An 18950-nucleotide genomic window follows, 5' to 3' on the forward strand; every position below is an offset into this window, starting at 1 on the left:
CCAAAAAAGAAAGTTGCGCCAAAGAAAAAAGGGGTGCAGGCCGAAACCATCCGCGCAGCTGCCACCACCGGCCCCGCCGAGCCGCGCCGCCGGGCCGGCCGACAGCCGCGCCCCGAAACCACCTTCCCGGAATCGGAAATATTCGACAAGCAAAAGTTCGTGGCCGCTTTCGAAGGCACCGACTACGCCCTGGCCGACCTCCACCACTACCACGAGGCCGTCAACCTCTGGCGCGACAAGATTACCGGCCAACCACCCCGCCGCGCCGACTGGGTAGCCACCGCCAAACGCTTCATGTTCAACGATGCTACTGATAACCGCCTCAAACTCGCTCCCAACGTCCAGCGCCACGACCCAGCTAACCCAGGCCCCCACAACGCCGGAGGCGGGCCTGCTCGCTCTGGTTACGTCAGCAAGTGGGATAGGTGAGCTGGCCCGCACTCCCAACCCCGAAGCCCGCGCCCTGCTGGCCGAGGTATCGGTGGGCCTCACCTTGGCCCAGGCCGCCGCTGCCCCCAAGCTGTTCCAGCTACAGCGCCAGCTCGGTGACCGCGCCTTGATTGGGTTGCTGGTGCTCATCCTACGTGCCTTCGTCGACAGCCTCCGCGTGCCCGACAAACCTGATGCCGCCGACATTCTGGAACTGGCCGACACCCTGGCCCAAACCTACACCCACGACAGCCTCAAAGACCTCATCTTGGCGCTGAAACAGGCCCGCACCAACGGCACCAAATTTTACCAGTCGCTCGATACCAGCACCATCTACCGCCTCATCAGCGAGTATTTCGACCGCAAGGCCAGCTTCCTCGAATCCCGCCACCGCGACCTGAAAGCCACCGGCCCCAGCCACGACGCGGCCACCGTAGCCACCATCGCCGGAGCCGGCAACGTCGTCGCCAGCATCCTGCGCCGCCGCCTCGACCCCGAACACCCCAACCGCGAAAGCCTGCGCCGCAAGCTCACCATCACCAAAGCCCGCGAGGCCCGCGGCCTCATCACCCCCGAGCAGGCCCAGCAGCAGCGCCAGGAGGTCGAAACTGCCAACTACCGCCACGCCACCCGCCGCCAAGCCTCACCCGCCCCAACCACTTAATACCATGCCCGACTCACGCACCACGCAACAACTCTGGCAGCGCTACGATGCCCTGATGCGCAAAGCCGGCGGCCTGACCCCAGCCGAGAAGGCCGAACTGCTACAGCTATGCACCACGCTGGTAGCGAGCGGCATCATCGTCGAAGGAGATTTCTAGCATGAGCACCACCCGCTACTATCGCGCCCGCTGCGGCAGCCTCTACCGCGTCACCCACACGCCCGCCCGCCCCGCCACCAAAACCAGCAAGGCCATTGCCGCCAGCATCCTGCAGGACCGCCGCAGCATCTACGCCACCGAGTTCAGCCCTGCCTATCCCACCACCGCCGACGAAGTGGCCCGCTTGGTCAGCATCGGCTCATTCATCGAAGTGCCATGCCCGTAGCCACTCCCCAAACCCCGCTCGATTTCGGCACTCTCACCGCCGAAGAAATTACCACCGCCATCCTGGGCTACCTCCACGCCCACGGCTTCACCGCCTGGGCCCAGCCCAACCGCGGCGAGTACGACCCCAACACCGGCAAATGGCGCCCCCATCCCAACAGCCGCCGCGGCATCCCAGACATCCTGGGCTACCGCCGCGCCGACGCCCGCTTCCTCGGCGTCGAAGTCAAAGCCGGTACCGACCGCCCCCGCCCCGAGCAAACCCAATTTCTCAACGAGCTCAAAGCCGCCGGCGGCCTAGCCTTCATCGCCTACGACTACGCCGGCTTCGTGCAGTCCTTCGAACGGCGCGGTCTCCACATGGGGCCCACCACCGCAACGGCCACCGTTCCGCCTGCTTCCCTTACTACTACCTACGACGAGCCCGCCCCCTACACCCCTAGCCGCCTATTACCCCGGCCAGACAATGTCTCAGGGAAATAAAAACAAGCTGCTTGCATTAGAACCAATCATCGTACAAACTAATCGTTAGTCCCATTGTGAGCACCTTCGGGAGTTGTTTGACTATTTCCTCCTTTCCTGAACCACGCATATATGGCTGATAGCGAAACCAGAATTGCCGCAATGGTTGCTAAATTTTTTTTAAGCCAGTCTAAAAAATCAGTAACGCGTTCTGGTGTAGGTTTTAGTGGCTCGGTCACGCTTACTTGAATAGTTTTATAGAATGGCTTACTGTTTTTTAGATTTATATCGTCACAGGAACCTTTGATAATAAAAAGAAGGGGCAGTAAATCCCCAGCCTTCATCGGTGTTACCCTCCACACGCGCTGTTGAATAGTATCGTTTTTAACATCCACAAAAACTTGTGGCTCCTCTGGATTAACGTGGAAAAACGAAGTATCGGCTTTAAGGTCGACATTCATAAATGGGGTTATTTTTATTTGCTCCAATGTAATATTCCTTTCATTGGGAACGACCGGAACTCCCAAATAGGAGTCGGCAATGAGGTGGTGTGCGGTTATCGTGGTGCGAGGTAACATGTGCCTGGGCAAAGCACTATTCGAATGCGGTTGCAGACTGTCAACTACGCCTGCCACAAGGCTGAGTACTACATTGTACACTAGCCCTTTCACCATTTTACGAGGCGTGTTATACACTGCAGAGCCTTCTTCATAACACTTCTTCGACGGTCCCGAAGTGAACACCTCGTCACCCGAGCCAGCATCTACATAAGGGGATGATGTCATTTTATCACCAGCTTCAACATGACTACTGGCAGGAGCCAGACCATATTTTACTTCTGCTGCATTAGGCTCACCTGCAAGGAAAAAGTCGAAATCTACTCGGCGATTCTGGGACCGGCCAGCAGCGCTAGCATTGTCCGCTATTGGCTTGATTGCACCGTATCGACGGACCTCGATGCGTGCAGCCGGAACACCTTGGCTGAGTAGATATGTTCGGGCTGCAGCAGCACGTTCCTCCGCAAGTCGAAAGCCCCCATCACTGCTGCTTTCCAAGTTGTCAGTATGCGCGGCAATACTCAAAGTATAATCGGGGTATTCAGCCATGATGGCGGCAATGTTCTTCATTGTCGGAAACGACTTCGGAAGCGGCATCACCTTATTGGATTCGAAGTTGATGTACTTTGTGGCCTCATGCAGGCGCTTCTTGGTTTCGGCTTTCGCCTCGGGGCAGCCTTTGTTCGAGGCCGGGCCGGGGCGGCTGGGACAACGGTCCTGATAGTCGGGCACACCATCGCTGTCTTTATCGAGCGGGCAGCCGTTGGCATCAATGCTCACGCCAGTCGGGGTACCAGGGCACTTGTCGTTCTGGTCAATCACGCCGTCTTTGTCGGCATCAAGGTCTTGGTGGTCGGGTATGCCATCACCGTCACGGTCCAGCGGGCAGCCATTGGCATCGACTGCCACGCCTGCCGGGGTGTCGGGGCACTTGTCATTCTGGTCAATCACGCCGTCACTGTCCGAGTCGGGACAGCCTTGCAAGGTGGCTAGCCCCTTCACCTCGGGGCATTTATCTAGGTTATCCTCAACCCCGTCGCCATCTGTATCAAGCGGGCAGCCATTTTTGTCAACTTTAACCCCAGACGGCGTTCCAGGGCACTTGTCGCTCCTATCCTTTACACCGTCCTTATCATTATCACGCTTATGCCCTATTTTGAGGTCGTGGCAAGCTGTGAATAAAAGCGGTAGCATTAAGACAAATACACCGTGTCGAAATACTGTGAAAACGCTCTGAATAAGACGCATAACTGACGTTGTTTTAGAGCAGTTAGTATCGGCCAAATGGACAAATTTGTAGAAATGCAGACCCAACTATGGCTAACACAAATTCAAAAGCCGAAAGCAGCATCTTATATCAGTGTGCTGTCACCTTAATTGCAATTCATTGGCTTTTACAAGAAACTTGCAGAAGGGCCTGAATCAACATCGCGGCCCGCTCTCAGCCTTCCTGAGCTTTGAGTTGCGCCTCTGTCTGCTCAGGAACCAATAACCCCGCATCATTAAGGCTCCTGCGCACTTTATTCATCGCAGTGTTCAGCGCCAGCTTTCGCAGCTTGGGCTGAATAAACCACGAATAACCCGTGTTAAGCCACCACCAGCCTTTGGGCAAATCTTTCTTGACTAAGTCCGTAAGCCAGCCAATGCGTTGTTCCAGCAAGGGAGCTATTTCATTTTCCAGCGTGGCAACGGGCAGCCGGGCTCCGTCCCAGCTTGGGCTGGGAAGCTCCGCCTGAAGGTCAACTCCCAGCAGGGGAATAATAGGTAGATAAACCGGGCCGGCCGGATTACCGGAGCGCGGACGCGCTAGCGCTTTTTTCTCATCGGGCCAATTTTGGAACAGGCCATTGGTGGCCGGCAACGTGAACCACTCCCGCAAAAACTGCTGGCAGTTCCGGCGGCCCAGTTGATAATCGTGCTCCCGAAAAGGCTGATGCAAAAATCCTCCAAAGGCCCCAAGCGTCCCGCTGGCTAGGCTAGGCGTCACCGGCCGGCCACCGGAGGCTCCCGTTGTACGAATAGGCGCAATCAAAAAACGACTGCTTTCGTCCAGGTCCAATGCTCCCAGCAAGTCTTCGGTGCGGAAACGCGACTGGTTGCGCAGAGCCGTGTAAATGGCTGGCACCACGTGGAACAAATCTTGTTGCATCTCGGTATAGCCGTCCTCTCTAGTATCCGCTGGGAAGGGGTCTATCATTAGCGCCGCTTGCCGCGCCTTCTCGCCCTCTTTGACACTCGGCGTCAAGCCGCTGGCATCGCCCACCAGCGTGCGCCGCACCAACTCAAAAGGCTCGTTATTCGTCACGCCCCCGTCCACAAACAGGTAAGGCGCCGGCAGTGGGTCGGGAACGGGCGTACGGTTCGGGTCAAGCTGGCCCGTGCGCTGCACATGAGCAGGCCAGCTCTGTGCGCCGTACCACCACGAACGGTTGTTAAAATAATCATTATCAAATAGCAAACGCCGATTTAGCAATGCCACCGGGAAAGCTCCAGTGGCTAGGGCGGCCGTCTTTAGCTCATCCCATATCCCTTGCTGCTGCGGATTCTGGGGTGTAGCCGGCAGCATCCGCAAAGCCGGGTCCGAGGGCACCGGTACCGGTGCTCCCGGTTTTAATAACCGGTATTGAATGCGGTCGGCATGGTCAATAAAGCGTTGGGGCGCTCCCCCTTGCTGGGTTACTTCGTAAACCAAGCCGTTCAGATTGGTGAGCGTAAGGTAAAAATCCAACTGTGAATCGAGCCAGGGCCGCCACTTGGGGGCTTTGGGTAGCGTGATGGCCTCTTTGGCAATCTGGTCCAGCACTTCACAGTTCAGCACACTGCGGATGTCTTTCAGCGACGTCACCGGCGGCTCCTGCTGCCCGTCCGGTTGGAGCAAGGGCCGTATGTCGATTCGGTTAACCCAAGCATTGTGAAAGCGTGAAGTATCGCCGTCGAGGATAGAAATGGCCGTCAGTGCTGCACACATGCCGCCCGCTGAAGCTCCTGCCATCGTTTTCAATTTTACATCGTGTGGTGGAACGGAACCTTCCCACCCATCGGCAGATAACCGCTGAGGGTCATACCACGCATCTAAGGCATTAAACAGGAAATCGACTACCCCCGCTGTGTAGGCGCCCGCCGAAATGGCACCCGCCATCACCAACCCTATTTCAAACTTCGTGTCCGACGGAACCTCTGGAGTAGCCAAGCTCACCGGAGCGGAGGCAGTGGGCATAGAGGCTACAGAAATGGCCTCTGCTTCAAATGTGCGCGGTGGTAACGATGCGGTAGATTGGCTGAAGGGTGCAGGAGGAGTGGCAACAGGAGCATTCATACAACGAAGCGGATTATGTGCGTAAGTCAAAGCCAGGTAGTCCCTACAGCCGTAAAAAACTTTGCCCTGAAAGTATTCAGCTGCTGACGCAGCTACAAAAGTCTGCCTGCCAACCATGCGTTGCATCAGTGCCAGCACTGATTTTAAAGTCAATGCCACTACTGTAGAGTGCCATCCCTTACCGGCCTCTATGCCCGCTTCACCCTCACCGAGTACAGCACCCTGCTATGATACTGGCGACCATAAGTGCATCTGAAGCGTCCACCAGTCTTCAGATATGCTTTCTGCCTACAGCACTAAAAATGAGCGACCAGACAGGCGAAAATCAAACGCCGCAGCTTTTGTCTTCAATGGAGTGGTTGCCAATTCATCAGCGCTTAGCTGAAGAATGCTTATTGACCGGCTATGTTACGCGTACTTACCTTTAGCACTGCCAATCAACAGTTTTTACTTAGTTGGCTGATAATCACCTATAAGTTAGAAGTATGCCCTCCCACCAGGAACTCAGCAACCAAATCTGGCAAGTAGCCGACCTGTTGCGTGGTCCCTACCGCCCACCCCAATACGAGCGGGTCATCTTGCCGCTCATCGTGTTGCGCCGCTTCGACTGCGTGCTCGACGACACCCGCGAGGTCGTGCGCATCGAGTTTGACCGCCTCGACCAAGCTAACAAGGAAGCTGTTTTACGCTACAAGCGGGAAGAAAAAGAGGGCGAGGAAAACAAGCTTGAAAAAAAAGAATTCAAGCTGCCCTACCCGCCCGAGGCCCTCGATGCCATTCTCAACCACCGGGCTGGCCGGCCTTTTCACAACCACTCGCGGCTGAGCTTTGCCAGCATGGTGGCCGACTCCAAAAACCTCGACGGCCACCTCAAGGAGTACATCCGCTCGTTCTCGGCCAACGTGCAGCGCATCTTCAAAAACTTCGATTTCGAGAAGGAAATCGACCGCATGGAAGAGGCCAATATCCTGTATCTCATCGTCAAGCAGTTTTCCAATCTCGACCTGCACGTCGATGAGGTGAGCACCTACGAAATGGGGCTGCTGTTCGAAAACCTCATCCGGCGCTTCAACGAAGCCGCCAACGAAACGGCCGGCGACTACTTCACGCCCCGCGACGTGATTCACCTGATGGTGGACTTGCTGCTGACCCCTGATGATAAGCTGCTCCAAGCTGCCGGCCCCGTGCGCACCCTGCTCGACCCTACCTGCGGCACCGGCGGCATGCTCTCCGAGGCCCAGCACCACGTGCGTAAGCTCAACCGCGATGCCCACTTCCTGGCCTACGGGCAGGATTTCAACCCCCGCGCCTACGCCGTAGCGGCGGCCGACTTCCTCATCAAAAACGAGAATAACCCCAAGGCACTGCTCGAAAAGGAAAACGTGCGCCTCGGCGACACCCTCACCGACGACCAGTTCGAGGACCAGACCTTCAACTACTTTCTAGCCAACCCGCCGTTCGGGCTCGACTGGAAGAAGCAACAGAAAAAGGTGCAGGCTGAGCACGACCGCAAGGGGTTCGATGGCCGCTTCGGGGCTGGCCTGCCGCGCATCAACGACGGCTCGTTCCTGTTTTTGCAGCACATGATTAGCAAGTTTGCGCCCTACAACCCCAAGCAGCAGCAGTTTGGCTCGCGCCTGGCGATGGTGTTCAACGGCTCGCCGCTGTTCAGCGGCGGGGCCGGCTCGGGCGAGAGCAACATCCGCAAGTGGATAATCGAAAACGACTGGCTCGAAGCCGTGGTGGCCCTGCCCGACCAGCTGTTCTACAACACCGGCATCACCACCTACATCTGGATACTCACCAACCGCAAGGAGAAGCGCCGCCGGGGCCTGGTGCAACTCATCGACGCCCGCCAGCAGTACGTGAAAATGCGCCGCAGCCTGGGCAGCAAGCGTAACCGCATTGCCGATGGGAGCGGCGGGCTGGGCGAAACCGACCAGGCCGCCGCAATCGTGCGCCTCTACAGCAACTTCGACGAGTTTGAGCACCCCGAAGACCGCGACCTCGTGCGCATCTTCCCCAACGAAGCTTTCGGCTTCACCCGCCTCACCGTGGAGCGGCCCCTGCGCCTGCGCTTTCAGCTCACGCTGGAGCGCAAGGGGCGCTTCTTCGATGCCTGCCCTTACCTGCTCGACGACGTGCAGGCCATTGAGAAGGAGCTGGGCCGCGAGCCCTATGCCGACTGGAACGCCGTGCGCGGCCGTATCGAAACGACGCTGAAGAAGCGCGGCAGCAAGTGGCGCAAGCCCGAGCTGAACCTGTTCCGGGCCGTGACTACCGACCGCGACCCCGCCACCGCCCCCGTGGTGGCCGAAACCCTGAATCTGCCCCGCGCCCATGCCCTGACCGCCGCCGAGCGCGTGGCCGGCTGGGTAGCGGCCCCCGCCGAAACCTTGCCCGCCCCCGATGGCCACCAGCTGCCCTTGCTCAACCAGCCGGTGCGCCTCCGGGTGCGCTACGAGGCCGACCCGGAGCTACGCGACAACGAAAACGTAGCCCTGCTCGACGGCGAAGCCCCCACCGAAACCGCCACCCCGGTCACGCTCGATGGCCCGGCCCACTACTTCATCCGTGAAGTGCTGCCCCACGTACCCGATGCCTGGCTCGACCGCAGCAAAGACAAAGCCGGCTACGAAATCAATTTCAACCGCCATTTCTACACCTACAAGGAACCCCGCCCCCTGCACATCATCGACGAGGAGCTGAAAGCGGTGGAAGAACGCATTATGCGGCTGCTGGCCGGGGAAACGGTATGAGCATGGAATGGTTTGGCACCTTACCCCAACACGGCAACTGGCGAGAGGTAAGGCTGAAACGGCTTGTTAGCTCCTGGGCGCAGAAACGAGAATACGAAGAAGGCGAAACCTATATCGGCTTGGAAAACATTGAGCCGTGGACAGGGAAAATATTGCCTGGTGAAGACGGTACCCTAACGCTGAATACAGGTGGCGAATCTGCGAGCATAGGCAGCGTATTTACATTCGGCGATGTCTTGTTCAGCAAGTTGCGGCCGTATTTGGCGAAGGCTATTCTGGCGGACAGGCAAGGAATATGTTCAACGGAATTGTTGGTACTTGCTCCGGGGCCATACATTGATGGCCGGTTCCTACTGTACTGCCTGCTAACGCCCGGCTTTATTGAGTTGGTGAATTCCTCAGCCTTTGGCTCCAAAATGCCGAGGGCTGAATGGGACTTCATCGGCGACATTCCGATACCCCTGCCGCCCCTACATCAGCAGCAGCAACTCGCCGCGCTGCTCGACCGCGAAACGGCCCGCCTTGATGCGCTGGTGGCCGCCAAGCAGGAGCAGCTCGAACTCATTGCCGAAAAGCGCCGTGCCCTCATCACCCGCGCATTTACGCAAGGTCTAGATGAGAGTGCGCCGCGCCGCGCCACAGGGTTGCCGTGGTTGGGAGAGGTGCCGGCCCATTGGGAAGTGGTGCGGTTGAAATATCTGGCTCAAGGTCCATTAGACTACGGCGCCAATGAAGCAGCCGACGAGGATAACCCCGATTTTCCACGGTTCATCCGAATCACCGATATTGACGAAGACGGTAATCTAAGGTCAGACACTTTCGCTTCACTGGCTCCAGAATTGGCCGAGCCATATCTGCTTAGTGATGGTGACGTCTTATTGGCGAGAAGCGGCGCAACGGTTGGTAAAACATTCATCTACCGTGCCTCAATGGGGCCAGCTTGTTTCGCGGGCTATCTAATTAGAATGCATCCTCAACTAAGGAAGGTATTGGCTGATTTTATCTACAACTTCTCACTTACCGATACCTACTGGGGACAAATCCGGGAAAGTGCTATTCAGTCTACTATTCAAAACTTCAGCGCCGAGAAGTATGGGGACATGGTGTTGCCTCTCCCCGATTTGCACGAGCAAATGCTGATTACGGCATACATTGAAGCCGAAACCAAAAAACTCGATACCCTCCGTGAAATTACCGAAATCAGTCTTGGCCTAATTCACGAGCGGCGGGCGGCGCTTATTGCGGCGACGGTAACGGGGAAGCTTGATTTAATTAATTTCTAAATCATGTACATAAGAAATCTGACATTAGTGAATTTTCGTGCATTTCGAAACGCGACATTCGAATTCAAAGAGGACGAAAAAGGGGAGCGTTTTGGGGTTTATTTGCTAGTAGGAGTAAACGGAGTAGGTAAATCTTCAGCGCTAGATGCACTACGCTTAGCATTGTCGCATATTTTTCCATTGATTTCTCGACCTACTGGCAAAGGGCAACGATTATCGTTCGACGATTTTACGATAGGGACTAATAACTTAAGTATTAAAGTAGACTTTGATGCTGGGGGAGTTCCTTTTGAGTTTGAAATAAAAGCGGAATTAGACGATAAATCAGTAAGGACAAGTTCGCCTTTGTTGACTCCGACAATGAGAAAAGTGCGAAAGGTTTATAAACCAAATCCACTTCCCCTTGCTGTATATTTTTCCCCACGTCGTTCCGTGCTTGACCCTGAACCTCGTGGTGAATCCAGATTATCTTCTCAAACTGCGGCTTACCAGCGTGCATTAGATTCAAGAGAGTTAAGACTAGCAGATTTTGTTCATTGGTTACGTGGTATAGTGCAATTTGCTAAAACTAAAGGCCCTACATCAGAACGATATAGAATTCAGCATGACACTTTGCAATTAGCAGTAAGCAGATTACTTCCTAGTTACTCCAATTTACGTGTGGCCGACGGACATAAGCCTGTATTGCTAATTGATAAGGGAAAAGACGAGTTGAATGTTCGCCAGCTTTCTGATGGTGAACGCAGTGTATTAGCTCTGGTGCTGGAGGTGGCTTTGCGTTTAGCACAAGCGAACCCTGCTGAGAATGACCCTTTGAATAAATCGAGCGCTGTAATAATGATTGATGAGTTGGATTTACACCTACATCCAGGGTGGCAGCGTGACATTGTAGATAGATTGAAGAATACTTTCAAACAGTGTCAGATAATCGCTTCTACTCATTCAGCGCAAACAATTGGGGAAGTAGAAGGAAAGCGCATCAATCTGATTTACTCTCCTGACCGTATCGAGCGCCCTAAACAAGCTTTTGGCATGGATTCAAACTGGATTTTGCAGGTGCTGATGAATGCGCAAATTCAGAATGAGGAGACGACCCGCCAAGAGGATAGAATTATGCAGTTGATAAGGGAGAAGGACTTTCCTACTGCAAAGGCTATTCTGGCAGATTTGCGTAGGGAGGTGGGTTTGGGAAAAGAAAGCTTAAGCCGAGCCGAAAGCCTGATTGAACGTCACGAACGAATGCAAGCCTTGGCTCAAAATGAGGAAAATAGATAAAATTACATCGCTACCTGAGTGCCTTACGAAATGGATTGCCAGAAAGCAGCCCAGCGGCAAAGCAAAGTATAAAGAATTTAAAGGCACGACATGCGCGATTGAATTCCGTCAAGTTTTAATAGATGAGCAGTTTGGATTGTGTGCCTATACAGGAAGTAGAATTGAAAATGGTGCCAATGCTTTAACAGAGCATATCTACCCACGCGCTTGGACTGAGAAAGAATTGGGGTCAGATTACGGAAAGAAGGCTGATAAAGACCTTGACTATCAGAATATGCTGGCGGCGCTAAATGCAAAATCCAGTAAAGACGAAACTTATGGTGCGCACGCAAAGGATGACGACTATGATGAGCAATTGTTTGTTTCACCGCTCGATATAGTATGTGAGTCGGCTTTCATCTATGAAGAGAATGGTAAAATTGCTTGGCATGATGGGAAGGGCGAATACACGGTAAACTTGCTTAAATTATGGCATCCTACCCTTATTAAAGAAAGAGCAGGCGCAATTAAGGCCTATTTTCCTAACCCAGAAGACGAGGATTTTCCTTTTCCGTCTTTAGAAGAAATAAAGACAATAGCGAAAACAATCATGAATCCGGTGGATGGGAGGCTTGCCCCATTTTGCTTTGTTATTAAGGCTGTTGCTGAATCTTACTTAGCTTCCAATTCTACTCCAACTACCCCATGACCAACCCCCACACCTCCGAAGCCGCTTTTGAGTCCGTTATCGAAGCTGACATGTTGGCTGCGGGCTACTACGCGCTGCCAGCCGCCGGCTACCAACCGGAGCGGGCCTTGTTTGGGGCGGAGGTGCTGGCATTCATCGAGCGCAGTCAGCCGCGGGAGTGGGCCAAGCTAGGGCAGATGCTGGGCGAGCGTCGCGACGAACAAATACTCCAGGACCTGGCCCGCTGGCTCGACCAGCACGGCTGCCTGGCCACGCTGCGCCACGGCTTCAAGTGCTACGGGCGGCTACTGCGGGTGGCCTACTTCCGGCCTGCCCACGGCCTGAACGACGAGCTGACCACTCAATACGCTGCCAACCGCCTGGGCCTGACGCGTCAGCTGCACTTCAGTCCCCGCCACCGCGCTCAGAGCCTCGACGTGGTGCTCAGCCTCAACGGCCTGCCCGTGGCCACCCTGGAGCTGAAAAACCCCTACACCGGCCAGACCGCCGCCAATGCCGTGTACCAGTACCGGCACGACCGCGACCCCCGCGAGCCGCTGTTCGAGTTCAAGCGCCGCACCCTCGTCCATTTCGCCGTCGACCCCGATACCGTCTGGATGACTACCCGGCTGGCCGGCGAGTCCACCCGCTTCCTGCCCTTCAACCGGGGACTGCTCGGTGGCGCCGGCAACCCCCCCGACCCGGCCGGCCGCACCTACCGCACCGCCTACCTCTGGGCCGAAACCCTGCACCCCGATTCGCTGCTGGAGCTGCTCGGCAACTTCCTACACCTCCAAACTGAAGAGCAGCGCGGCGACGACGGCCGCAAGGTGCGCAAGGAAACCCTCGTCTTCCCGCGCTACCACCAGCTGCAGGCCGTGCGCCAGCTCGTGGCCGCCGCCCGCCACGAGGGGCCGGGCCACAACTACCTGGTCGAGCACTCGGCCGGCTCCGGCAAAAGCAATACTATTGCCTGGCTGGCCCATCAGCTGGCCTCCCTGCACAACGGGCAGGAGCAGCGCGTGTTCGATACGGTCATCGTCGTCACCGACCGCCGCGTGCTCGACCAGCAGTTGCAGGACACCATCTACCAGTTCGAGCACCGGCTGGGCGTGGTCCAGAAGATTGACGAAGACTCGGCCCAGCTCACCCACGCCCTCACCGGCGGGGTACCCATCGTCATCACCACCCTGCAAAAGTTTCCCTTCGTGAGCCGGCAGCTCGCCAAGCTGGCCGAGGCCCAGGGCCGCGCCGCCCAGGTCGATGCCGACGCCCTGCCGCCCCGGCACTACGCCGTGCTGATTGACGAGGCCCACAGCTCGCAGGGCGGCGATGCCGCCACCGAGCTAAAGGGTGTTTTGGGTGGGGCCGGCCTGCGGGCCGAGGCGCGCCGCCGCGCCGAGGAAGAAGGCCAGCCCGATTTTGAAAAGCTGTTTCAGGAAATGGCCAAGCGCGGGCAGCAGCCCAACCTGAGCTTCTTTGCCTTCACCGCTACCCCCAAAAGCCGTACCCTGGCCGTATTTGGTCGTTCGGGCCAGCCCTTCCATCGCTACGCCATGCGCCAGGCCATTGAAGAGGGCTTCATTATGGACGTGCTGCGCAACTACGCCACCTACACCGCCTACTACCGCCTGCTCAAAATCAGCGCCACCGACCCGCACGTGGCCCGCCGACCCGCCGCTCACGCCCTGAGCCGCTACCTGCGCCTGCACCCGGCCAGCGTAGCGCAGAAAACGGCCATCATCGTCGAGCACTTCGAGCACGTGGTGCGCCACCGCCTCGGCGGCCGTGCCAAGGCCATGGTCGTCACCAGTTCGCGCCTCGATGCCGTGCGCTACAAGCAGTCCTTCGACCAGTACATCCGTGAGAAGCGCTACCCCATCAAGTCGCTAGTTGCTTTTTCGGGTGCTGTGCCCGACCCCGACCTGCCAGGCGTGAGCTACACCGAGCCCGGCCTGAACGGCGGCCTGCCCGAAAAGGCCCTGCCTGAAGCTTTTGCGACGCCCGAGTTTCAGGTGCTGCTGGTGGCCGAGAAATACCAGACCGGCTTCGACCAACCCCTGCTGCACACGCTCTACATCGACCGCCGCCTCGACGGCATCCAGGCCGTGCAAACTCTCTCGCGCCTCAACCGGCCCCATCCGCTCAAGGAAGATACTTTCGTACTGGATTTCGTGAACGACCCGACCGACATTCAGGCTGCGTTTGCCCGGTACTACGAAGGGGCCACGATGGGCGAGCAGCCCGAAGCTGCCCGCCTTTATGAGCTACAGGCCGCCCTCGAAGCCGCTGCTATTTACCACGCCACCGAAGTGGCCACGTTCAGCGCCGTGTTCTTCAAGCCCGGCCTGCGCCAGAGCGCCGCCGACCACCGCGCCCTCAGCGCTGCCCTCGACCCCGCGCTCGACCGTTACCGCGCTCTTTATGCCACCGATGAGCCCCAGGCCCTGGCCTGGCGCAAGCAGGCCCAGGCTCTGCTTAATCTCTACGCCTTCCTGAGCCAGATTATTCCCTATCAGGAATCTGACCTCGAACGCCTGTGCGCTTACCTGCGCCACCTGCTGCCCCGCCTGCCCCAGCGCACCACCGATGCTGCTTACAACTTCGACGAAGAGGTACGCCTGCAATTCTTCCGGCTGCAAAAAATAGGAGAGGGCTCCATTCCGCTAAACGGCGTAGCCGCCCAGCCCTTGCACGGCCCCGTGGCCACCGGCACCGCTTCGGTGGTTGAAGAGCCGTTGGCCCTGTCCCGTTTGATTGATGTGGTGAACGAGCGGTTCGGCACGGAGTTCAACGAAGGCGACCAGCTTTTCTTCGACCAGATTGTGGAAGTAGCCCTCCGGTCCGATGTGCTCCGCCAAGCCGCCCAGGCCAACCCCTCCGACAAATTCGCCCTGGTTTTTGGAGCCATGCTCGAAACCCTCTTCATCGAGCGCATGGACCAGAACGTGGATATTTTCTCTCGCTACATGTCCGACGGTCATTTCCAGGGCATGGTGATGCATCTGCTGGCCGTCGACGTGTACAAGCGCCTCCAGCAGTTGCCTGAACCAGTATTAATCCCTAGGATGAATGCGGACGCAGACCCATTGGTGGTATTTCCTGTTTTAGATTAAAGCGTGCACCTGTAGCGTTAATTATCCCTTGTGAAGAAAATAAATACCATCGTCCGCGATAACTACGACCGCTACACGGCCCTGATTACCGAGCCTAAACAAACCTCCGGCCCCGGCCTGGACTTGTCGCAAAAGAAGGGGACAAGCAAGGTGCTGCACGCCTGCCAAATACCTGCCCTGCACTCCGACGACCCCATCGACCTGTGGCTCATCGCCGAAATTCGCATCGACAGGCTGCACGACTTCAAATTCAAGCTGCGCGCCCCCGGCTTCATGGGCGAGCCGTTGCTCAACTACGATTCCGCCGGCCCTACGCACCGCAACGAGGGTGCGAAATCCCTGCCGGAACAAATAGTCACTACCCCGCATTTTAACTGCTACGACGAGCAGGGCCGCCGCATTGCCTATAAAACCGCGCCCCTGACCGACCCCGAAGTAGTGCGTGAGTTAGAGGATATCGACCGCTGCGTTATTCACTTCTACGAGGAGTCGCAGCTTACCCATCATCCCGCCGGCTACCCCACCATCTCGCTCACCGCCCCTGGCACCCTGCCTTTCGCCCACCACACCAACGCCGACCCCCATGCCCACGTCGTCCGCTTCGTTTGAAGACCTGTTTCACCGGGTGCGGCAAGACTACGGCCAGCTCTGGGATGTCAAGCTCCGGGGCAAGACGCTCGAAATAATTACGCCGCACTCCACCACCACCGACAAGTTCGTGTCGGTATTCCTCGTCGCGCAGGGCGACGACTTCGTGGTCAGCGACGGCGGCTTTCTGTCCCACGGCAACTACACCGAAACCGACATGGGCGAGTCGGTCTGCTATAACCGGATGGTTGAGCACCTCGAAGACCATTATGCCATCAAGCAGGTAATGGACACCGTGGGTACCGTCATCTACTACAAGAAAACCAACCAGGCCGAGCGGGTCAGCTCGCTGGTGCTCGACGTGGCCAGCTTTATTGTGGGGGCCGTCAATGCCTCACAGGTTCCCTTTGTGCCCGCCACCGAAACCGCCGCCCGCCGCCGCTTCACCGGCCAGGCCAACAGCTACATGCGCGAGGTCTTCGCCCGCCGGGAAGTAAAATTCAATTCCCAAGTCACCGAAGATATCAAAACCAAGTACAGCGCCATATTGCGCCACCGTACCAAAGTCAGTCTGGTTAACTACGTCACTGGCTCCGATGAGTATTATTTCTCTAACAGTATCAGCAAAGCCAACATGGGATTTGAGCTGCTGGAAGGAACGATGGTAAGTACCCTGATAAAACATCGGGTGGCCCTGGTCGACGACGTTTCAACCGGTTACCAGGCCGGCGCGTTTGCCGGCCACCTCCGTGTACTCCGCAAAACCTGCCCTGTTGTGTTGTGGAGTCAGAAAGACGAGCTACACACGATTTTAGAAGGCGAGTAGCCGCCGAATACTAGTTCCCTCTCAAATCCACTGCATATTTGTATCAACAGTACTCGCCCCGCTTCCCATCAGAACAGCGTACCAGGGCGAGTCTTTTTTTACCCCTTCCCAACCTTTGGCCCACCAGCAGCTCACCGCCTACGTCAGGAAGCACCTGCCCGCTGCTTGGCGAGCCGTGCAGACCCCTCGGATGCAAGCCGTCCGGTCACGGCTAAGCCTTACCGACCGGGCACTTATCTACCACTACACCGACCGGGGATTCTCCCACCTCAACCACGCCCTGCACGCTGCCCCAAATGCGGCCTCCCTGGAGAGTACCGGCTTAGCTACTGCCCTCCGCAAGCTTCGGCCCTACGCAGGCCTGGTTTATTCCGGGGCCTACCTAACTCCCGACCAGCTGCGACATTACCAGCAATGTCTGGCTAGTGGCACTTTGGTCAGCTGGCCCGCGTTTCTATCAGCCAGCACTGCCCTCGACATTGCTAAATGGCACTTGGGCATGGCCACCCGCCAAAACCCCAAAAATTGTCTGTTCTGGCTCGATTCCCGCACTGGCCGCGATATTGCCCCATTTTCTTGTTACGGTCCCAACGGCCCTAAATCCAACGAGTACGAAGTGTTGTTTGCTCCTGGCGCCCAATTTCAGGTTCTGGAGATTGCCTCCGAACTTCGCCAAACGCGTATTATCTTAGCTGAAGTCTAATTCGCCACTCCATGTCCACTATCACGCACCACACTAAAAAGGCTGGCTCATCGCCCAAGCAACGTGGCCGCTCTGTTGTAATATCGGTAGGGCAACCAGTAAATGGCATTTCCAGGGTGTACGCTGGTTTCCGTCCAGTGGCTCCTTCAAACACCGCTGCCGAGATTATTAAATTAGTCAATAGCCACTTGACTCAGCATCCCGCGCAGTCCCCAGTCGAGCGCCTGGCCGCCATCAAGCTGATGCATGAGGTGAAAGAGCGCCTCCGGATACTTAGCCCGGCGCTAACGGCTGCTCATCTTGCCGAAGCCGGCGAGCATTTCGCCCGTAAGGCACAATCCAGCTTCGCCATCATTCCTGAAGCAACTGCCGCCACTGCCAAACCACGCCGGGCGCGTCAGTAGCCACCACTTACATTTCCTGAACAAACCAACGGGGCCAGCCAGTCGGACATCACGTCCGGCCAGCTGGCCCCGTTGTTCTTGCTGAAGTACTCTGACTACTCAGCCTGTTTCGATTGCTGCTTCTTCCGGTCCAGAATGGCCCCCAGGACCACAATAACCGCGTGCGCGATAACTCGCCACATAATCGGAAAGGTGAAGGGTGAAAGCTGAATACCCCGCCAGCTCATGCGGTCAGTTCAAAGTGCGGCCAGTCGTGAAAAGCCTGGTCGTCGGTGCGCCCGTCGTGGTCCCAGTCCGCCCCATGCACCACCCGCGCATCGGCCGCCCGCACCAGCCGCGCAAACAGCAGCAGTGCCCCCGCGTCCCATGTCAACGAGCCATCCGCCTGCAGCAGCGCCACGTCCAGCGCCCAGCTCGGCATATGGTTGTGGTTCGACGCGCCCGCCTGCTGGTAGGTAATAATGCGCCGCGCCTCAGTCGACTTGGCCGAAAACGGCCCCAGGCCCGCCACCTTCCGCAGCCGGTTCAGCTCTGCCAGCGGATACAGCAGCGGCCGGCCCTGCGCGTAGTACGCTGCCTGCGTCGCGTTGGAGCGGTGGCCCTCGGTGATGATGGGCAGCCCCAGCAGCAGCAACTTCCGGTCTCCCATCCACCGCTCCAGCGCCACCGTGTACGCCGCCGCCAGTTCCGGCCGCACCAATGCCAGCTGCGCCGCCTGCGTGGCCGCCTGCGCCTTACTGAGCGTCAGCATCGGAAACGGCAGCAGCCGGAGCAGCCACCGCGGCCACCGCGGCCACCGCATCAGCCCCCACGCGGGTAACAATTTCCGGCTTCTGCAACGCCTTCCGGATGGTGGCCCAGATAGTCACGATGCCAACCAGCACCTGAATAACCACCGCCCCCCAGGCCTGAATCTGGTTCGGCGTGGGCGGCGTGAGGTTATTCACCACGACTTCCCCCACGAAGCCGCTGCTAAGAATCTGGCCAAGATGGCCCATTTTGTTGGTGCTGAAAAGCATGAGTGCCATGGATTGATGAATTACAGATAAGTGTAAGTATGTCCTACAAAAGTAGATACGCAAACCAACCCAACAAAGGAGAAGTTTTACCACAGAATAGCATTTTACAGTAGTTGGGCGCATCCCCGGCCCTCCACGCTGCTACGGGCCGGGGTCGGGCTGTCCAGGGGTCCGCTTCGCTGCCGTGCTGCGCACCCAGCCGGGGCAGTTACTCGACGACACCACCCGCCACAACGGTAGCAGCTGCGATGCCCCGCCCGGCCCTTTCCATCCCTTGTATGATTGCAGTGCCTTTCGTTGAGAGGCAGCCAGAAAAGGAAACGGGGTCACCCACTATCCCTAAAGGCGGCGCTTCGGCGCTGACCTTGCGCGCTAGAGCCTGTGCCCCGTTTCCCGTTTTTGCCTGAAGACTGAACAGTATGAAGGGAGCCCGCCCGAGAGGGTAGCGGCATCCCGCATGTCGACAAGGAGAGTTGCGGTAAAAACCGGACTGGCTTATT

At 57.3% G+C, this 18950-nt stretch carries 18 protein-coding genes; 14 read left to right on the top strand and 4 right to left on the bottom strand.

The features are described 5' to 3' along the window. Positions 1–33: 33 nt before the first annotated feature. Genes J4G38_RS29050 through J4G38_RS23255 form a run of 5 tightly spaced genes read left to right on the top strand, consistent with a single transcriptional unit; the run spans position 34 to position 1958 of the window. Entirely contained in the window at positions 34–429 is a 396-nt protein-coding gene (locus J4G38_RS29050) for a hypothetical protein (RefSeq protein ID WP_226163732.1), read from the top strand. Next, positions 311–1093, top strand: coding sequence for a hypothetical protein (locus J4G38_RS23240; RefSeq protein ID WP_226163736.1), 783 nt, complete (start codon positions 311–313; stop codon positions 1091–1093). The genes J4G38_RS29050 and J4G38_RS23240 overlap by 119 nt, the downstream gene beginning before the upstream one ends. Before the next feature lie 4 nt (positions 1094–1097). Then, positions 1098–1250 (top strand): hypothetical protein, encoded by a 153-nt coding sequence (locus J4G38_RS23245; protein ID WP_210521336.1) that lies wholly within the window; start codon positions 1098–1100, stop codon positions 1248–1250. A gap of 1 nt (position 1251) precedes the next feature. After that, positions 1252–1476 carry a hypothetical protein gene (locus J4G38_RS23250; RefSeq protein WP_210521335.1) on the top strand — a complete coding sequence of 75 codons (225 nt, stop codon included), beginning with the start codon at positions 1252–1254 and terminating at the stop codon, positions 1474–1476. Continuing rightward, positions 1467–1958 (top strand): VRR-NUC domain-containing protein, encoded by a 492-nt coding sequence (locus tag J4G38_RS23255; RefSeq protein ID WP_210521334.1) that lies wholly within the window; start codon positions 1467–1469, stop codon positions 1956–1958. Before J4G38_RS23250 ends, J4G38_RS23255 begins: the two co-directional genes overlap by 10 nt. A 38-nt stretch (positions 1959–1996) precedes the next feature. Here J4G38_RS23255 and J4G38_RS23260 read toward each other — a convergent pair whose 3' ends face one another. Together J4G38_RS23260 and J4G38_RS23275 are read right to left on the bottom strand one after the other, a co-directional pair. Next, the gene (locus tag J4G38_RS23260) at positions 1997–3742 is read right to left on the bottom strand and encodes an OmpA family protein (RefSeq protein WP_210521333.1); all 1746 of its coding nucleotides are present in this window, start codon (positions 3740–3742) and stop codon (positions 1997–1999) included. A 193-nt stretch (positions 3743–3935) separates the two neighbouring features. Further along, positions 3936–5711: a patatin-like phospholipase family protein gene (locus J4G38_RS23275; protein ID WP_210521332.1), complete on the bottom strand. Its 1776-nt coding sequence runs from the start codon at positions 5709–5711 to the stop codon at positions 3936–3938. 584 nt (positions 5712–6295) lie between these two features. On the opposite strand from J4G38_RS23275, the gene J4G38_RS23280 reads away from it, so the two are divergent. The 9 genes from J4G38_RS23280 to J4G38_RS23320 all read left to right on the top strand — a co-directional run bounded on the left by J4G38_RS23280 (position 6296) and on the right by J4G38_RS23320 (position 17431). After that, positions 6296–8569 carry a type I restriction-modification system subunit M gene (locus J4G38_RS23280; protein WP_226163734.1) on the top strand — a complete coding sequence of 758 codons (2274 nt, stop codon included), beginning with the start codon at positions 6296–6298 and terminating at the stop codon, positions 8567–8569. Between the two features lie 2 nt (positions 8570–8571). Further along, positions 8572–9852: a restriction endonuclease subunit S gene (locus J4G38_RS23285; protein WP_210521331.1), complete on the top strand. Its 1281-nt coding sequence runs from the start codon at positions 8572–8574 to the stop codon at positions 9850–9852. A gap of 3 nt (positions 9853–9855) precedes the next feature. Beyond that, the gene (locus J4G38_RS23290) at positions 9856–11127 is read left to right on the top strand and encodes an AAA family ATPase (RefSeq protein ID WP_210521330.1); all 1272 of its coding nucleotides are present in this window, start codon (positions 9856–9858) and stop codon (positions 11125–11127) included. Then, entirely contained in the window at positions 11111–11815 is a 705-nt protein-coding gene (locus J4G38_RS23295) for a hypothetical protein (RefSeq protein WP_210521329.1), read from the top strand. The genes J4G38_RS23290 and J4G38_RS23295 overlap by 17 nt, the downstream gene beginning before the upstream one ends. After that, on the top strand, positions 11812–14910 hold the full coding sequence (locus J4G38_RS23300; RefSeq protein WP_210521328.1) for a type I restriction endonuclease subunit R: 3099 nt from the start codon (positions 11812–11814) through the stop codon (positions 14908–14910). The genes J4G38_RS23295 and J4G38_RS23300 overlap by 4 nt, the downstream gene beginning before the upstream one ends. Positions 14911–14940: 30 nt before the next feature. Next, on the top strand, positions 14941–15519 hold the full coding sequence (locus J4G38_RS23305) for a hypothetical protein (RefSeq protein WP_210521327.1): 579 nt from the start codon (positions 14941–14943) through the stop codon (positions 15517–15519). Further along, on the top strand, positions 15494–16324 hold the full coding sequence (locus J4G38_RS23310; RefSeq protein WP_210521326.1) for a hypothetical protein: 831 nt from the start codon (positions 15494–15496) through the stop codon (positions 16322–16324). The genes J4G38_RS23305 and J4G38_RS23310 overlap by 26 nt, the downstream gene beginning before the upstream one ends. Before the next feature lie 115 nt (positions 16325–16439). After that, the gene (locus J4G38_RS23315; RefSeq protein WP_210521325.1) at positions 16440–17027 is read left to right on the top strand and encodes a hypothetical protein; all 588 of its coding nucleotides are present in this window, start codon (positions 16440–16442) and stop codon (positions 17025–17027) included. An 11-nt stretch (positions 17028–17038) separates the two neighbouring features. Next, entirely contained in the window at positions 17039–17431 is a 393-nt protein-coding gene (locus tag J4G38_RS23320; protein ID WP_210521324.1) for a hypothetical protein, read from the top strand. 223 nt (positions 17432–17654) lie between these two features. Here J4G38_RS23320 and J4G38_RS23325 read toward each other — a convergent pair whose 3' ends face one another. Beyond that, positions 17655–18182, bottom strand: coding sequence for a M15 family metallopeptidase domain-containing protein (locus J4G38_RS23325; RefSeq protein WP_210521323.1), 528 nt, complete (start codon positions 18180–18182; stop codon positions 17655–17657). After that, on the bottom strand, positions 18166–18459 hold the full coding sequence (locus J4G38_RS23330; RefSeq protein ID WP_210521322.1) for a hypothetical protein: 294 nt from the start codon (positions 18457–18459) through the stop codon (positions 18166–18168). Before J4G38_RS23330 ends, J4G38_RS23325 begins: the two co-directional genes overlap by 17 nt. Positions 18460–18950 lie beyond the last annotated feature (491 nt).

The organism is Hymenobacter terricola (genome assembly GCF_017921975.2).
Lineage (GTDB): Bacteria > Bacteroidota > Bacteroidia > Cytophagales > Hymenobacteraceae > Hymenobacter > Hymenobacter terricola.

Excerpts from the sequence above, each read along its gene's own strand:
- J4G38_RS23245 (WP_210521336.1), top strand. The coding sequence starts at position 1,098 with ATGCCCGACTCACGCACCACGCAACAACTCTGGCAGCGCTACGATGCC.
- J4G38_RS23250 (WP_210521335.1), top strand. The coding sequence starts at position 1,252 with ATGAGCACCACCCGCTACTATCGCGCCCGCTGCGGCAGCCTCTACCGC.
- J4G38_RS23255 (WP_210521334.1), top strand. The coding sequence starts at position 1,467 with ATGCCCGTAGCCACTCCCCAAACCCCGCTCGATTTCGGCACTCTCACC.
- J4G38_RS23260 (WP_210521333.1), bottom strand. The coding sequence starts at position 3,742 with ATGCGTCTTATTCAGAGCGTTTTCACAGTATTTCGACACGGTGTATTT.
- J4G38_RS23275 (WP_210521332.1), bottom strand. The coding sequence starts at position 5,711 with ATGCCCACTGCCTCCGCTCCGGTGAGCTTGGCTACTCCAGAGGTTCCG.
- J4G38_RS23280 (WP_226163734.1), top strand. The coding sequence starts at position 6,296 with ATGCCCTCCCACCAGGAACTCAGCAACCAAATCTGGCAAGTAGCCGAC.
- J4G38_RS23285 (WP_210521331.1), top strand. The coding sequence starts at position 8,572 with ATGGAATGGTTTGGCACCTTACCCCAACACGGCAACTGGCGAGAGGTA.
- J4G38_RS23290 (WP_210521330.1), top strand. The coding sequence starts at position 9,856 with ATGTACATAAGAAATCTGACATTAGTGAATTTTCGTGCATTTCGAAAC.
- J4G38_RS23295 (WP_210521329.1), top strand. The coding sequence starts at position 11,111 with ATGAGGAAAATAGATAAAATTACATCGCTACCTGAGTGCCTTACGAAA.
- J4G38_RS23300 (WP_210521328.1), top strand. The coding sequence starts at position 11,812 with ATGACCAACCCCCACACCTCCGAAGCCGCTTTTGAGTCCGTTATCGAA.
- J4G38_RS23310 (WP_210521326.1), top strand. The coding sequence starts at position 15,494 with ATGCCCACGTCGTCCGCTTCGTTTGAAGACCTGTTTCACCGGGTGCGG.
- J4G38_RS23320 (WP_210521324.1), top strand. The coding sequence starts at position 17,039 with ATGTCCACTATCACGCACCACACTAAAAAGGCTGGCTCATCGCCCAAG.
- J4G38_RS23325 (WP_210521323.1), bottom strand. The coding sequence starts at position 18,182 with ATGCTGACGCTCAGTAAGGCGCAGGCGGCCACGCAGGCGGCGCAGCTG.
- J4G38_RS23330 (WP_210521322.1), bottom strand. The coding sequence starts at position 18,459 with ATGGCACTCATGCTTTTCAGCACCAACAAAATGGGCCATCTTGGCCAG.